Below are 14,415 nucleotides of genomic sequence, written 5' to 3'. Positions count from 1 at the left end.
CCCGTCTCAGGCCGCGGCGCGCGCCGCGGCCGTCCGCGGAAGCGATGACGCCGACCCGGCGGCATCCGCATCGATCGCCGCGAGATAGCGCGGCTTGTGTCCCGTGCGGATCCCGGTCGCGCTCGGCTTGTTCTCGTAGACGCCCGCCGCCCAGTTGCCCTCGACGAGCACGGGGCCGGTCGGGGAGACCGCGATGTCCCAGCCGACGTAGCGCACCTGGGGCACGACGCGCGCGAGTCGGTCGACGAAATCGAGCACCTCGTCGAACATCGGCAGGCGGAAATCGGCGATGCGGATGCCGCTGTCGGGATGTGTCGGGTACACGCGGTCGTTCGAGTCGTAGCCGTCTCCCGTGGCGCGGCCGGTCTCGTCGAGCATTGCGTAGAAGCCGCCGAAGGCGTTCTGGTCGCTCACCGCGCCGCGGCCGAACTTCTGGGCCATGGCGAGCACGTGCGTCCGCTCGCCGTCGAAGTAGGTCGTCACGCGCGTCGTGTTGACGGTGCCGGGGCAGAGGGCCGCGAGCTCGTCGTGCTGGCGGATGACCTCTTCGACGAGTGTCTCGCCCCGCTCCAGCAGTCCGCGGTGGAACAGCGTCCAGTCGGTGACGTCGTGGGCGACGTAGCGATGCACGCCGAGGCCTGCGCGTCCCATCGGCTCCTTCGTGACGATCGTGCCGTGCCGCAGTGCGAAGGCGCGCACGTCGTCGACATTGTCGGCAGTCACGACCAGCCACTCGCGCTGCAGGTGCGGGGCGAAGGTGTCGTTGAAGGCGATCTTGTCGTGGAAGAGGTGCCGGTAGGCCGGATCGTCGAACCGCACTGCGAGGCGGTGCGAGACGGGGCTCGTCATGTAGGTCGCGCGCTCAGCACGGGTGAGCATGGCGAAGTCGTAGTCGATGTAGTCCTGGAACCCGACGCCCCGCGCCCCGGCCTGCCAGAGCATGTCGAGGACGACGCCGAGCGTGCTGCGGCCGTGCCGCTGTCCGGCCCGCCGCGCGCGGGCGACGAGGCTGCTCGGGTTGACGCGTCGAGCCCGCTCCCACAGGAAGGGGAGACCGGGCGTCAGGGTTCGGGGGGATGTCATCGGGTTCCTCGTGTGGTTCTCAGGCGCGTTCCCGCGGTGCGCCCGCGACGGCGATGGGTCCTGCGTCGGGCGGCGCAGGACCCACCGTCGCGAGGCTTACCGGAGCAGCTGGAGCACGCCCTGGTTGGCCTGGTTCGCCTGCGCGAGCATGGCGGTGCCCGCCTGCGACAGGATGTTCGCCGCGGTGTACTTGACCATCTCGGCCGCCATGTCGGTGTCGCGGATGCGGCTGTTGGCCGCCGACAGGTTCTCCGCCGACACGTTCAGGCTGTTGATGGCCGACTCGAAGCGGTTCTGCGCAGCACCCAGGCCCGACCGGGCGCTCGACACGCTCTTGATCTGCGTGTCGATCGTGTCGATGGCAGCAAGTGCGGTGGCAGCGCTCGTGATGCCAGTGGCCGCCGTCTCGTCGGCGAGGCTCTTGATCGTCGCCCCGAGGCCTGAAAAGTCCTGCAGGGTGACGTCGATCTGGTCTTCGGCTTGGACCGAGCCAGCACCCACCTGGAAGGTGAGGCTTGCGTTGTCGCCGTTCAACAGCTTGATGCCGTTGAAGTTGTTGCTCTCGGCGACACGCGTGAGCTCATCGCCCAGCGCGCTGATCTCGGTGCGAATCGCGTCGCGAGAAGCCGGGTTGTTCGAGTCGTTTCCGGCCTGAACAGCCAGGTCGCGCACGCGCTGGAGGATCGAGTGGACCTCCGTCAGGGCGCCTTCCGCGGTCTGGATGACCGAGATGCCGTCCTGAGCGTTGCGCGCGGCCACGTTGAGCCCGTTGACCTGAGACTTCAGGCCCTCCGAGATCGCGAGGCCGGCGGCGTCGTCCGCGGCGCGGTTGATGCGCAGACCGCTCGAGAGCTTCTCGAGCGACTTCGACACATCGTTCTGCGTGCTGGACAGGTTGCGGTAGGCGTTGAGCGCGCCCACGTTGGTGGCGATCTGCATTCCCATGGTTCATTCCTCCGTGATTGGGATGAGCGGGAGCCCGTCCTGGGCTCCCGGAGTCCGTCCGTGGACTCCTGGATGCCTCTATCGACCGCTCATCGTCATCGGTTAGGCGGGTACGCTGACCCGGTGAGCCTGCTCGATATCCGTGGTGCCGCGCTGCGGCGTTCGGGCCGCGAGCTGTGGAGCGGTCTCGACCTCACCGTCGAGCCGGGCGAGCTCATCGCGGTCCTCGGTCCGAGCGGTTCGGGCAAGACGACGCTGCTGCGCGCGATCCTCGGTCTCGAGCGTCTGAGCGAAGGGTCGATCACGGCGCTCGGCCGGCCCGTCAAGCACAAGGGCAACCGATCGATCGGCTACCTGCCGCAGGCGCGGCCCCTGCCGCGCGACACCGCGCTGCGCGCCCGCGACCTCGTCGCCCTCGGCGTCGACGGTCACCGCTTCGGTCTGCCGCTCCCGCGGAAGCGCGACCGCGAGCGCGTCGATCGCCTGCTCGACGGCGTCGGAGCGGCGTCCTTCGCCGATCGCCCCGTGGGGGTGCTGTCGGGCGGCGAGCAGCAGCGCCTGCGCGTCGGCCAGGCTCTCGCCGACGACCCGCAGCTCCTGCTGTGCGACGAGCCGCTGACGAGCCTCGACCTGGCGAACCAGCAGGCCGTCGTCGGGCTCATCGACCAGCATCGGCGCTCGGGCGCCGGGGTGCTGCTCGTGACCCACGACATCAACCCGGTGCTCGGCAAGGTCGACCGGATCCTCTACATCGCGAACGGCCGCTTCACGCTCGGCACCCCGAAGGAGGTGCTGACCTCGCCCGTGCTCACCGACCTGTACGGCGCGCCGGTCTTCGTGCTGCGGGCGGGCGACCGGCTGGTCGTCGTCGGGGCCCCCGACGCCGACGCGTCGCACCACCACCACGACCACGGAGACCACGCATGAACTGGGCCGACGTCTGGGACGCGATGTTCGGCGGCCTCCCCGTCTACGGCGACATCCTCGCGCTCGTGCAGAACTCGGTGTGGGCCGGAGCCGTCCTCGGGCTCGTCGGCGGGCTCATCGGGGTCTTCGTGCTGCAGCGCGACATGGCCTTCGCCGTCCACGGCATCAGCGAGCTCTCTTTCGCGGGAGCCGCCGCCGCGCTCCTCATCGGCGTCGATGTGGTGACGGGATCGATCGTCGGGTCGATGATCGCCGCCGCCCTCATCGGGTGGCTCGGGTCGCGCGCCCGCGATCGCAACTCGATCATCGGCGTGCTCATGCCGTTCGGTCTGGGGCTCGGCATCCTGTTCCTCTCGCTCTACGACGGCCGCAGCGCCAACCGGTTCAGCCTGCTGACCGGACAGATCGTGTCGGTGCAGTCCGGTCAGCTGGGGTGGCTCATCGGCATCGGCGCGTTCGTGCTCATAGCCCTGCTGCTGATCTGGCGTCCGCTGCGCTTCGACTCGCTCGACCCGCAGTCGGCCGCGGCGCGCGGTGTTCCGACGGTCGCCGTCTCGCTCGGGTTCATGCTGCTGCTCGGCCTCATCGTCGCCGTCGCGGTGCACATCATCGGCGCGCTCCTCGTGATGGCGCTGCTCGTCACGCCCGCCGCCGCGGCCGTGCGGGTCGCGACGGGGTCCCTCGCCGTTCCGCTGCTCGCCGCCCTGTTCGGCGTCGTCTCCGCCGTCGGCGGCATCCTGCTGGCGGTCGCGGGAACGCTGCCGGTCAGCCCCTACATCACGACCATCTCGTTCACGATCTACGTGGTGTGCCGCATCGTCGGCGCGCGCCGCGGGCGGGTGCTGCGCACCCAGCCGACCCTGAGGCGCGCCGAGTAGACTCGCCGCCATGGCTCAGCGGAACACCTGGCAGCGCGAGCGCGTGCGCACGGCGCTGTCCGACGCCCGCGGGTTCGTCTCGGCCCAGGATCTCCACGCGTCGCTGCGCGACGACAACACCGGCATCGGGTTGGCGACGGTCTACCGTGCCCTCGCGACCCTGGCCGCCTCGGGTGAGGCCGATCAGCTCCAGAGCCCCGATGGCGAGGCCATCTACCGCGCCTGCTCGAGCGACGGTCACCACCACCACCTCATCTGCCGGTCCTGCGGTCTGACCGTCGAGATCCAGGCGACGGATGTCGAGGAGTGGGCGCACCGCACCGCCGCCGCCAACGGTTTCACGCAGGCCGAGCACATCGTCGACATCTTCGGAGTCTGCGCCGCGTGCTCCGCGGCCCGAGCCGATGAGAAGCGTGGCGGGGCCTAAGACCGCACGGCTCGCGCCCTCTCCCGCGACGCGTTCCGCCGTCGCGCTCGGGATCGGTGCGGCCGTCGTCGTCGCCCTCGTCGCCCTGGCCGCGCTCACCCCCGGGCCCGCGCTGCCCACGCGTGCGCAAGACGGGGTCACCCTCGGGCTCAGCGTGCTCATCGAGTCGCTGCCGTTCGTCCTGCTCGGTGTCGCGCTATCGATCATCGTGCAGGTGTGGGTGCCGCCGGGAGTCATCGAGCGCTGGATGCCGCGCCGGGCGTGGGCTCGCCGCGCCGTGCTCTCGCTGCTGGGAATGCTCATCCCCGTCTGCGAGTGCGGCAACCTGCCATTCGCGCGCGGCCTCATGATCCGCGGTTTCTCGGTGCCCGAGACGATGACCTTCCTCATCGCGGCGCCGATCGTGAACCCCATCGTCATCATCACGACCCACCAGGCGTTCGGACTCGACGACGGCATCCTCATCGCCCGGCTTCTCGGCGGGTACGCCGTCGCGAACCTCATCGGGTGGCTGTACTCGCGGCATCCCGATCCCGACGGCCTGCTGACCGATCGGTTCCTCGCGGCCTGCGAGCTCGCGGCCGAGGACCCGGGCGGGAAGGGCCGCCGGAGCCTCGCCCAGTTCGTGGTGGAACTGCGGGCCGTGATGCCGGCGCTGATCCTCGGCTCGGCGATCGCGGGCGCCGTCCAGGTGCTGGTGCCGCGCGACACGCTGCTCGCGATCGGGTCGAACCCGGCCCTGTCGATCCTCGCGATGATCCTGCTCGCGATGATCGTGTCGATCTGCTCGAACGTCGACTCGTTCTTCGCCCTGTCGTTCGCCTCGACCTTCACGCCCGGCTCGATCGTGGCGTTCCTCCTCGTCGGCCCGCTCGTCGACGTGAAGATGCTCGCGCTGATGCGCACGACGTTCCGCTCGCGGGTGCTCGTCGCGCTCGTCGTGATCGTCGTCCTCTTCGCGATCGCCGTCGGAGGGATGGTGAACCTCCTTGCCTAAGTCATCGGCCCTACTGACCCGGCTCTTCGGCGTCGGGCTCGCCGCCGCGCTCGCCGCGATCACCGTCGCTCTCGCTGCCACGGGCCGTATCGGGCTCTACATCAACCCCGAGTCGGCCTGGTTCGCCGTCGGCATGTCGGTGCTCGGCCTCATCGGAGCCGTCGTGAGCTTCGCGCTGCCGCTCGGCGCCGAGGCCGATCACGGGCACGACCACGGCGAGCTGCACGGGCACGGACGCGAGCACTCGCACGAACACGAGCACTCGCACGAGCACGAACACATGCCGTCGGATGCGGTGCCGACCTCCCGTCGCGCCGCCCGCGCCGCGTCGCTCGCCGACGCCGCTGCTCTCGCCGGTGACACCAGTGCGCCCGGCGCCGCGGTCGCACCGGTGCGTCCGCGCCCCGACTGGCGGCTCGTGCTGGGGTCCGCGGCTGCGGGAACCGGTGGGCTGCTCGCGACCGGCATCGTCGCGGTCGTCCTCGTGACGCCGCCGGCGACCCTGTCGGCCGAGCTCGCGATATCGCGCGACACGGGGACGCCGCCGCTGTTCCAGGGCGCCGACACGGTCGCGCTCGCAACGACCGGTGACACCTCGTCGTTCGGCGTCGGCGAGTGGGCGAGCGTCTTCGCGACGGCGACGAACCCGGAGGCCTTCGAAGGCGACGAGATCAGCCTGACCGGCTTCGTGACTCCGTCGAGCGCGGGAGGCTTCGGGCTGACGCGGCTCGTGATCACCCACTGCGTCATCGACGCGCAGCCCGCCAGCATCCCCGTCGGCGAGACAGCCGACATCCCCGCGACGGGGGAGTGGGTCACCGTCACCGGCGTGATCCGCGACCGTGACGGCGCGCTCGTCGTCGAGGCCACGGGCGTGCAGTCCGTCGGCGAGCCCGAGGACCCCTATGAGTACTGATCGACGGGCCGGGGTCTCGCGCCGCGCGCGCACGCAGGAGCGCCGATCGCGGCGCTTCGTCGTCGCGATGGCGGCGGTGATCGGCGCGCTCGCGCTCGTCGGCGGAGCGAGCGGCGTGCTGACGACCGTTCAGGGGCCGCGGGCGACGGCGACGAGCGTCGACCCCCGGGCCGGGATCGAATCGGCGGGGTCGCGGCTGATCGTCACGACGACTCAGTCGCTCGAGGAGATCGATCCGGCGCAGGTGCACATCGAGCCGGCCGCGGACTTCACCGTCGACACATCGGGCCGGCAGATCGGCATCCGATTCACCCTGCCGCTGCGGGACGAGACCGACTACACCGTGCGGATCGACGGCGTGCAGGGCCTCGGCGGAGGGCCGGCGGCGACGATCGAGGAGTCGTTCTCGACGCCGGCGCTCGAGACCTACATCCTGCAGCGCGGCGGCGACGAAGACACCATCTTCCGCACCGGGATCGACGGTGAGAACGCGGTGCCGGTGTTCGCGGATCCGCATATCGAGGACTTCCGCGCCACGTCGACGCATCTCGCGATCGTGACCGCCGATGACGAGGGCGTCTCGACGCTGATCGTCACGGACCGCGACGGCGAGGGGGCGCGCGAGCTCGGCCTGCCGGGTCGCGGGTTCGTGACCAACCTGCAGACCGCCGACCGCGGCGACCTCATCGGTTATACCTACACCGACGCGGGCATCGGGTCGGCGGGCGGTCTCGAGAGCGCCCTGTTCACCGCGTCTCTCGCCGACGGTAGCGCCGACGATGAGCCCACGCAGCTGCAGTTCGCCGGCGGTGACGCGCGCGTCGACGACTGGCGCTTCGTGCCGGGGACGGATGCCGTGCTGCTGCTCGGCTTCGACGGGGCCCTGACGCTCGTTTCAGCTGCTGGAGGCGAGCCTGTCTCGCTCGGCAATGCGATCACGATCGACGGCATCGCCCGCGGCTCGACGGAAGCCATCGTGCAGCGGGCGACCGGCCTCGTCGCGATCGATCTCGCGACGGCGGAGGAGCGGCCGTTGAGCGCCGCGGATGCGGCAGCCGGCGAGACCCAGTCGGTCACGGCGTTGCCCGGCAACGCGGATGAGACGCTGCGCGTGCTCTCGCGGCTCGACGGGTTCACGGTGCTGTCGACGACGGCTGCCGTCGTCGGAGCCGACGGTGCGACCCGCGACGTGTTCACGGTCGCGCCGGATGACCTGCTGCTGCACACGTGCGTGTCGCCGAGCAGCCGGTACGCCGCGTTCCTCATCGCGCCCGACGCCGTCTCGAACTCGTATGACGCGTATGCGCTACCGCTGCCTGAACGCGTGCAGACCCACATCGTCGACCTCGGCACCGGCGAGGAGGTGTCGGCGCTCACCGGTTTCGACATCTCGTGGTGCCAGAGCGCGCCGCGGCCGTGAGCGCCGGGTTCCATCCCGCGGCCCGTGAGGAGCTCGCAGCGCTGCCCGTGCAGGTCGCGCCGCGCCTGCTCGGCGGGCTGCTCGAGGTCGCGGTCGACGGTGCGCGCGTCGTCGCGCGGCTGACGGAGGTCGAGGCGTATCACGGTCGCGATACGGGAGACCTGCCCGACCCCGGGTCGCACGCGCGCATGGGTCAGACCGCGCGCAACGCCACGATGTGGGGCGAACCCGGCCACCTGTACGTCTATCTCAGTCACGGCATCCATTCGTGCGTCAACGTCGTCTGCGGGCCGGCCGGGGTTGCCGGCGGTGTGCTGCTGCGCGCCGCGGAGATCGTGGAGGGCGCGGATGTCGCCCAGCTGCGGCGGGCTGCGGCTCGGACCCACCGGGATCTCGCTCGGGGGCCCGGGAGGCTCGGCGAGGCTGTCGGTCTGCGGCATCCTGCGCACGACGGCATCGACGCTGTTTCCGGGCTCGAGCGCGCCGGCGCCGTCGCCCGGCTGCTGCTTCGGGACGAGCCGGAGCGCGACGTTCTGACGGGCCCGCGCGTCGGGGTGGCCGGTGTCGCGGGAACGGAGGCGTTCCCGTGGCGATTCTGGATCGCGGGTGACCCGACGGTCTCACCGTTCCGCTGGGGGCGCGGCGCCGCCGAAGCAGCCGCAGAGGCCGGATCGTCCGCCCGCTGATCCCCGCGCTCTCGTGGCGCTTGCGGCGCTCGTGGCGCGCGTGGCTTTCGTGGCTCGCGTGGCTTTCGTGGCTCTCGTGGCGCGCTCGCGACTGATCGCGGACCACTGACGACCGCAGACGTAAGGGCAACGTGGGAACGCGGCTCGCGGTCGAGGCATGACCTCGAGGGGTGCGTCGCTGCAGCACGGGGTGAGGGGCGAACCCCGTCAGAACGGCGGCGCAGATCCCGGAGGCGTATCGAGGCGACCCGGTGATCGCGGTGGTGGGGAGGGCGCGCCGGGCGGTTGTTGATCGTCCCGTCCATCGGGTGGACTCGCCGCGGTGAAGGCGACCGTGAATGCGACGAGGGGTGGTGGTGCGTCTTCGCGATAGATCCGTCCGGTGGGTGAGGTCCAGATCAGCCTTCCGCCGGGGAGTTGTCGTACTCGCCATCGGGTGTGGTGTTTGACGTCGTGGTGTCTCTTGCAGAGGTTGGCGAGGTTGCACACGTGGGTGGCACCGCCGTCGGATGCGGCGATGGTGTGGTCGAGTTCGCAGCGGATGGCGGGTTGCCGGCATCCGGGGAACCGGCAGTGCCGGTCCCGGGCTCGCAGCAGCCTGACCATGGCGGCGGTGGGCCGGTAGCTGTCGCATTCGAGGACGGTTCCGGTGACCGGGTGGGTGAGAAGCCGGTCCCAGGAGGTCGCGTTGCCGGCGAGTTCGCGTGCGGTGTTCGCATCGATGGGGGAGCGCCCCGCCAGATCCGCGGGCCCCTCATCTTGACCCGTCAGCGTGAGTGCCGATACGGCGACTTGCACGTGTGCCCGGATCGCCCCGAGCGTTCCGCCGCCGTCACCGGTGCCAGTCGGGTCGAGCGCCGGCGATCCAGTCAGGAGGAGGTCGGAGAACACGTCGGCGCGGACCTGATCGATCGTGCGGGCATCGTCGACGAACGACGACCCGTCGCGAATCGTCGTGTCGGCGCCGGGCGCGCGCCGGTGGCGTCGGCTCGCGTGTCGGCTCGAGCGTCACGCAAGTCGGCTCGAGCGTCAGCGCCGCCACCCGCCCCGTCAGCCTGGGCCCGCGCATTGATGATCTCCCGCGCCTGCCGCGTGAGCCGGTCCACGATCCCGTCGGCGATCACGGTCGGCAAGGTCGCGATCAGGTCCGACATCCCATCCGCCCCGACCTGCACTCGCACGCACCGCCCCGCCGCGGCCTCCTCGTGCCGCTCGGTGAACGACCGCGGGTGCATCTGCTCCGCCAGCATCCGCAATGTCTCCAGCACCCGGTTGGGCCTCTCGCCCTCGCACCGCTCGATCGCGACCCGCTCGAACTCCGCCCGGCCCTCTGCGGGCACGAGGCATCCCGTCTCCTGAATCACCCGGACATGCCCGCGGACGATGCGCCCGGCTTCCCAGGCCGCCATCGTCACCGGGTAGTTCTCAACCAGATCGCGCGCCTCGTCGATCCGCCGTTGCAAAGTGCGGTCGGTCGTGACGAACACTCCGGCAAGTTCCGCGGCGATGCCCCGCAGCGCCATCTCGCGCGCCTTGACCTTCTCCGACGCACCCGCGGCCTGCCTCTCAGCCAGCACCCCGGCCGCGGCAAGCACCCGAACCTCACGGATCTGCGTCAACCGCCCAGCATCCGAAACGCTCTCGGCATCCGCGACGAGCTGAGCGAGGGCGTCGACATCGCTGTCGCTGCCCACCCCGCTGCCGAGCCCGCCATTCGAATGCATGTTCTAATGTTGCCACGGACCCCCGACATCGCGCCCCGACTTTCCACAGACGCGCGCGGGGCACCGAACCCGCCCGGTCAGCCCGACAATGCACCGTGCCCGAGCCCGCCACCGCGCCAAAACGTGCACCGCGCCAGAGTGCTCCACCGCGTCAGTCCCAGCGTTCGATGACGGCGAGATCTCCCGCCACCGCGCCCCCGCGACGCGCCTCTGCCAGGAGGGCGAGTGCTTCCGGGCTGTCGACGAAATGGAGCGTGCACGGACCGACGGTCCGCTGCCAATCCTCCGCGAAGGAGCGCAGACGCCCGCCGGCCATGCCGAACGACGCGGGCACGGCCAAGAACTGCGACCGGCCCTGCCCGCCACCCCCGCCGCGCGCACCGCTCCCGACACGGGCGCGCTTCAGCAGCCACCGTACGAGTGGCGACCGGCCGCCGGCATCCACCTGCAGCAGGAATCGCGGCGTGCGTATCGGCCCGAGCAGCTCCGACATCGCTTCGGCGAAGGCGTGCTGCTCCGCGAGGGTGGCATGTGTCAGGCGCAGTTCGAGGTGCTCGACGCTGCCCGCATCCGTCGGCCGCTCGACGATCACCTCCGGCGTCGCCCCGTCGCCGATGCGTCCCACGCGCTGCAATGCGGCCACGACGGTGCGCGCGATGCGTCGGTACAGCTCCGGCGCCTCTGCATGGGCTCGACGCGAGCGCCACCAGGTGCGGGCTACCGGCGCACCGCCGGCCACGGCGCCGGTCAGCGCCACCGCCCCGGCCGCGACCCCGGCCACGCCGACCGCGCCGACCACGCCGGCGACCATGAGCGCGAGCGCCGCCGCGGCGACGATGCCCGCCGTTGCCGTGCCGGCCCCGAGCACGGCATTTGCTCGGCGCCGCGTTCGGAAGGTGGGGTCGGCGGCGCGCCGGACGATCACGGTCTCCGTCGACTCCCGGTCCAGGTAGTCCGTTCCGATCTGCCATGACCCCCGCGAGAGTTCTCGCGGCTCGACGACCGTCAGGGAATCGAGCTCGTCCGCCGACGGGAGAGAATCCGGCGCGAGCAGGCGTCGCTGCTCGGCCGTCAGTGCGCCGGCGAGGCCGCGGACGATGCGGCGGGGATCGTCGCGGTGCACGCCCCACAGGCGCGCCTGCTTGCGCCGCAGTCGCGAGAGATCGGGGGCCGCGTCGATCGGCGACGACGGCGGAAGCAACGCGGTGACCGTCCAGATATGCGCGACTTTCTCGGGCCAGTCCGGGTCGAGGCGCAACGCGCGTCCGCGCAGCTGCTGCGTCGCGGGGGCTGTCGCCACCGATGACAGATCGATGAGCGTGTTCACCGCGGGACAGTCCCACCCCTCGCCGAAGAGGCCGCGGGTGCCGACGACGACGTCGAGCTGGCCGCGGCTCAGCAGGGTCGCGGCGGCACGGACGAAGCCCGCGGCACCGACGCCGGGAGCGGAGATCTCGGTCACCGCCGGATTCTCGGCGACGGCCGCGGTCGCCACCTCGACCCCCAGGGCCGCCGTCCACGCTTCAGCCAACGAACCGGCGTGGCGCGTCGCGATGCGCGTCGTCGATCCGGTGACCAGGGCACCGCGCAGGTCGGCGGTCGCGGCATCCGTCGCCAGGACGTCGAAGGTCCGCAACGCGCCCGCGCGGCTGACGAGTCCACCGTGGCGGTTGCCGTGCTCGCTGAAATCGGACACGACCAGTGCGCGCAAGCGCGTGCCCATCCGGTCGCGTTCGAGGCGGAGGATGTCGCACACCGCGCGGTCCTTCGACAGCGATGACGCCAGCATCGTGTCGATGGGGTCGCGCGTGCGGCGCAGGCCACGGTCGGTCAGCGAGAAGCCGAAGTCGGCGAGTGCCGACCGGATCCGATCCCACCGGTCTCGGGCGGCCGGGTCGGGCAGCACGCGGTCGAGCGCGAAACGGCCCAGCAGTCGCAGCGACTCCTCCGTCGTCGGCTTTCGTCGCGCTGCGGTCGGCAGGCGTGCGACGAGTGGATGGTCAGGATGGACGGTCGCGAGCATCGCCGCCGCAGCCTCGGCGCCCGCGAAATCGTCGGCGAAGGCTCGTGCGAGGCGGATGTCGGCGTCGTTCGGCGCCGCGCGTGCGGATGAGGCCGGCGGCGGGGGAGAGAGCGCCGGCCCCGGCGTCTCGGCGTCGCCTTCCGCATCCGCGCCGGCCTTGCGCTCGGCCGGAGGCTGGAGCATCCCGATGAGATGTGCGGCCCCGTCGCCGTGGGCGAAGGTCGAGCGGATGAGCACGGCGAGGCCGGTGGCGGCGCCCGACAGGAACGCGAGCTCGTCCGTCGTCGGCTCGACGAACCGCGCGTACTCGCGGTACGGGGCGAGATTGCCCTCGCGGACGACCGCAGGGATCGGCACCTCGTAGTCGACCTCGCCGAGGAGCGAGGTGTAGTTGTCGTACGCGTTGCCGTCGTCGGGCGAGGGGAGCGTCGCGGTCAGGCCGACCACGAGCGGAGACCTGCCCGCGTCGCGCAGCCGTGCCACCAGAGCCGCGACGACGAGCGCCCAGTGGTCGAGCAGGTGATGGCACTCGTCGAGGACGACGGTGTCGACGCCGTGGTCGACGAGGCTCTCGATCAGCGCGCGAGCATTGGGGTGCAGTGCGCGCGACAGGGCGCCCGGGTCCTCCTGGGCGATGCGGCGTCGCAGCGTGCGCGAGCGCCGGGCTATCCCGGCGGCGTACGCGCGGTGGTTGCCCGAGCGCAGAGCGTCGAGCCAGGCGGATGCCGCATCCGTCGACCGGCCGTCCGCCTCGAGTTCGCGCAGCCAGCGCTCGTGGGCGAGCGCTGCGAGGGGATTCTCGCCGTCGAGCACGCTCAGCGACTGGTATGTCAGCGCCGTCAGTTCGCCCGGGGCTTCGCTCGTGGTCGAGACGGCGCCGGCCTCGGGGGCCAGCCGCCGCGCCTCGGCGGCCCACTGGTCGCGAATGGTGATCGTCGGGGCGAGGACGAGGGTCCGCGTCCCGCGCCGCATCGCGAGCAGGAGCCCGAGCAGGGTCTTGCCCGAACCGGGCGGAGCGACGATGTGCAGCGGACCGGAGCCGGAGGGGTCGACCCGTTCGAGCACGTCGGCCTGATAGTGCCGCAACCGTCCGTCGAAGAGCCAGCGCCGAAGGGGAGCCTCGACCTCCGGCGACATAGCGGCAGTATGGCAGACCGTGCCGACGCGGCATCGGCGGGTCTCCTCCGGCCGCCCGCCCGGTCAAGGCGACACGCCGCCGCGTGCTAGACTGACTGTTTGTCTGCGCGCACTCCAGCACGCAGTACGTACCCACTCCCCATCACAGGCCCGAAACGGCCGGATGAGGCGCGGGTGCAGACAAGGGATCTTGGGTGGCACCGTCCGGTGTCACGGTACTAAGGAGAATCACTATGGCAGCAGTGTGCCAGGTGACCGGAGCAGTTCCCGGCTTCGGTCACAACATCTCGCACTCGCACCGCCGGACGAAGCGTCGCTTCGACCCGAACGTGCAGAAGAAGACCTACTACGTTCCTTCGCTCGGTCGCAAGATCACGCTGAACGTGTCGGCTAAGGGCATCAAGGTCATCGACGCCCGCGGCATCGAGTCGGTCGTCAAGGACCTCATCGCGAAGGGTGTGAAGCTCTAATGGCGAAGAAGGCTCAGGACGTACGTCCGATCATCAAGCTCCGTTCGACCGCCGGTACGGGGTACACCTACGTGACGCGTAAGAACCGTCGCAACAACCCCGACCGCATCGTGCTCAAGAAGTACGACCCGGTGATCCGCAAGCACGTCGAATTCCGAGAGGAGCGCTGATCTCATGGCTAAGAAGAGCAAGATCGCGCGCAACAACCAGCGTGAAGAGGTCGTCGCCCGCTACGCCGAGAAGCGTGCCGAGCTGAAGAAGACCCTCGTCGACCCGAACGCGACCGACGAGGCCCGCGAGGCTGCCCGCGTCGGCCTGCAGAAGCTCCCGCGCAACGCGTCGCCGGTCCGCATCCGCAAGCGTGACGCCATCGACGGTCGCCCCCGTGGCCACCTCTCGAAGTTCGGCATCTCGCGCGTTCGCTTCCGCGACATGGCGCACAAGGGCGAGCTGCCCGGTGTGACCAAGTCGAGCTGGTAAGCCAGCCCGCGTAAAGCACCTCGAGCTGGTAAGCCAACCCGCGTAGAGCACCGAAGCCCCCGTACCGATTCGTCGGGACGGGGGCTTCGTCGTTCCCGCGCGACGCCTCCTCGGGGAAGAGCCGTGCCGTCCACGGGAACGGGCGTCCGTGACAGCGGCTACGGTCGGAGGATGGACGTCAGCTCGATGATCATGGGTGGCGCGATCGCGTCGGTGATGTGGATCGTCTTCGTGCCGTGGTCGAAGCTCCGGCGGCTGCGCGAGCTCGACGAGCGCACCGGGCGAACGGACGGAGACTGACC

The 14,415-nt window shown here is 70.9% G+C and carries 16 protein-coding genes; 11 read left to right on the top strand and 5 right to left on the bottom strand.

Translation table 11 applies throughout. The features are described from left to right. Positions 1–6: 6 nt before the first annotated feature. Positions 7–1,083 (bottom strand): sugar-transfer associated ATP-grasp domain-containing protein, encoded by a 1,077-nt coding sequence (locus tag VC184_RS15590; RefSeq protein ID WP_282501676.1) that lies wholly within the window; start codon positions 1,081–1,083, stop codon positions 7–9. A gap of 96 nt (positions 1,084–1,179) precedes the next feature. Beyond that, complete coding sequence (locus tag VC184_RS15585; protein WP_114588723.1) at positions 1,180–2,028, bottom strand: flagellin N-terminal helical domain-containing protein; 849 nt, start codon at positions 2,026–2,028, stop codon at positions 1,180–1,182. A 72-nt stretch (positions 2,029–2,100) separates the two neighbouring features. On the opposite strand from VC184_RS15585, the gene VC184_RS15580 reads away from it, so the two are divergent. From VC184_RS15580 to VC184_RS15550, 7 genes are read left to right on the top strand one after another with little or no spacing between them, the layout of a single operon-like run. Next, complete coding sequence (locus VC184_RS15580; protein WP_114588855.1) at positions 2,101–2,955, top strand: metal ABC transporter ATP-binding protein; 855 nt, start codon at positions 2,101–2,103, stop codon at positions 2,953–2,955. Then, entirely contained in the window at positions 2,952–3,833 is an 882-nt protein-coding gene (locus VC184_RS15575; protein ID WP_112615193.1) for a metal ABC transporter permease, read from the top strand. The genes VC184_RS15580 and VC184_RS15575 overlap by 4 nt, the downstream gene beginning before the upstream one ends. 10 nt (positions 3,834–3,843) lie before the next feature. Next, entirely contained in the window at positions 3,844–4,260 is a 417-nt protein-coding gene (locus VC184_RS15570) for a Fur family transcriptional regulator (protein WP_112615191.1), read from the top strand. After that, a complete protein-coding gene (locus VC184_RS15565) occupies positions 4,238–5,257 on the top strand; it encodes a permease (RefSeq protein ID WP_323986823.1) in 1,020 nt (339 codons plus the stop codon). Before VC184_RS15570 ends, VC184_RS15565 begins: the two co-directional genes overlap by 23 nt. Further along, positions 5,250–6,173, top strand: coding sequence for a TIGR03943 family putative permease subunit (locus VC184_RS15560; RefSeq protein ID WP_323986822.1), 924 nt, complete (start codon positions 5,250–5,252; stop codon positions 6,171–6,173). Before VC184_RS15565 ends, VC184_RS15560 begins: the two co-directional genes overlap by 8 nt. Then, entirely contained in the window at positions 6,163–7,593 is a 1,431-nt protein-coding gene (locus VC184_RS15555; RefSeq protein WP_282501673.1) for a hypothetical protein, read from the top strand. The genes VC184_RS15560 and VC184_RS15555 overlap by 11 nt, the downstream gene beginning before the upstream one ends. Next, positions 7,566–8,279, top strand: a complete 714-nt coding sequence (locus VC184_RS15550; protein ID WP_404568508.1) for a DNA-3-methyladenine glycosylase — start codon at positions 7,566–7,568, stop codon at positions 8,277–8,279. Before VC184_RS15555 ends, VC184_RS15550 begins: the two co-directional genes overlap by 28 nt. A 207-nt stretch (positions 8,280–8,486) precedes the next feature. Here the strand turns inward: VC184_RS15550 and VC184_RS15545 are convergent, their stop codons facing one another. From VC184_RS15545 to VC184_RS15535, 3 genes are all read right to left on the bottom strand, one after another. Next, entirely contained in the window at positions 8,487–9,170 is a 684-nt protein-coding gene (locus tag VC184_RS15545; RefSeq protein WP_407667120.1) for an HNH endonuclease signature motif containing protein, read from the bottom strand. Next, positions 9,149–10,003 carry a DUF222 domain-containing protein gene (locus VC184_RS15540; protein WP_323986820.1) on the bottom strand — a complete coding sequence of 285 codons (855 nt, stop codon included), beginning with the start codon at positions 10,001–10,003 and terminating at the stop codon, positions 9,149–9,151. Before VC184_RS15540 ends, VC184_RS15545 begins: the two co-directional genes overlap by 22 nt. Positions 10,004–10,154: 151 nt before the next feature. After that, positions 10,155–13,163, bottom strand: a complete 3,009-nt coding sequence (locus tag VC184_RS15535) for a DEAD/DEAH box helicase family protein (protein ID WP_323986819.1) — start codon at positions 13,161–13,163, stop codon at positions 10,155–10,157. A gap of 233 nt (positions 13,164–13,396) precedes the next feature. Between VC184_RS15535 and rpmB the strand changes: the two genes are divergently transcribed. The 4 genes from rpmB (at position 13,397) to VC184_RS15515 (ending at position 14,413) form a co-directional block, all read left to right on the top strand. Beyond that, positions 13,397–13,633 carry a 50S ribosomal protein L28 gene (gene rpmB, locus VC184_RS15530; RefSeq protein WP_005051771.1) on the top strand — a complete coding sequence of 79 codons (237 nt, stop codon included), beginning with the start codon at positions 13,397–13,399 and terminating at the stop codon, positions 13,631–13,633. Continuing rightward, positions 13,633–13,803, top strand: a complete 171-nt coding sequence (rpmG, locus tag VC184_RS15525; RefSeq protein WP_005051772.1) for a 50S ribosomal protein L33 — start codon at positions 13,633–13,635, stop codon at positions 13,801–13,803. Before rpmB ends, rpmG begins: the two co-directional genes overlap by 1 nt. A gap of 4 nt (positions 13,804–13,807) precedes the next feature. Beyond that, on the top strand, positions 13,808–14,113 hold the full coding sequence (rpsN, locus tag VC184_RS15520) for a 30S ribosomal protein S14 (RefSeq protein WP_112617610.1): 306 nt from the start codon (positions 13,808–13,810) through the stop codon (positions 14,111–14,113). A 171-nt stretch (positions 14,114–14,284) separates the two neighbouring features. Then, complete coding sequence (locus VC184_RS15515) at positions 14,285–14,413, top strand: hypothetical protein (RefSeq protein WP_258524735.1); 129 nt, start codon at positions 14,285–14,287, stop codon at positions 14,411–14,413. The last annotated feature ends 2 nt before the right edge of the window (positions 14,414–14,415 follow it).

The organism is Microbacterium plantarum (assembly GCF_035231185.1).
Taxonomy (GTDB): domain Bacteria; phylum Actinomycetota; class Actinomycetes; order Actinomycetales; family Microbacteriaceae; genus Microbacterium; species Microbacterium plantarum.
This window is presented reverse-complemented; position numbering and strand designations above follow the sequence as displayed.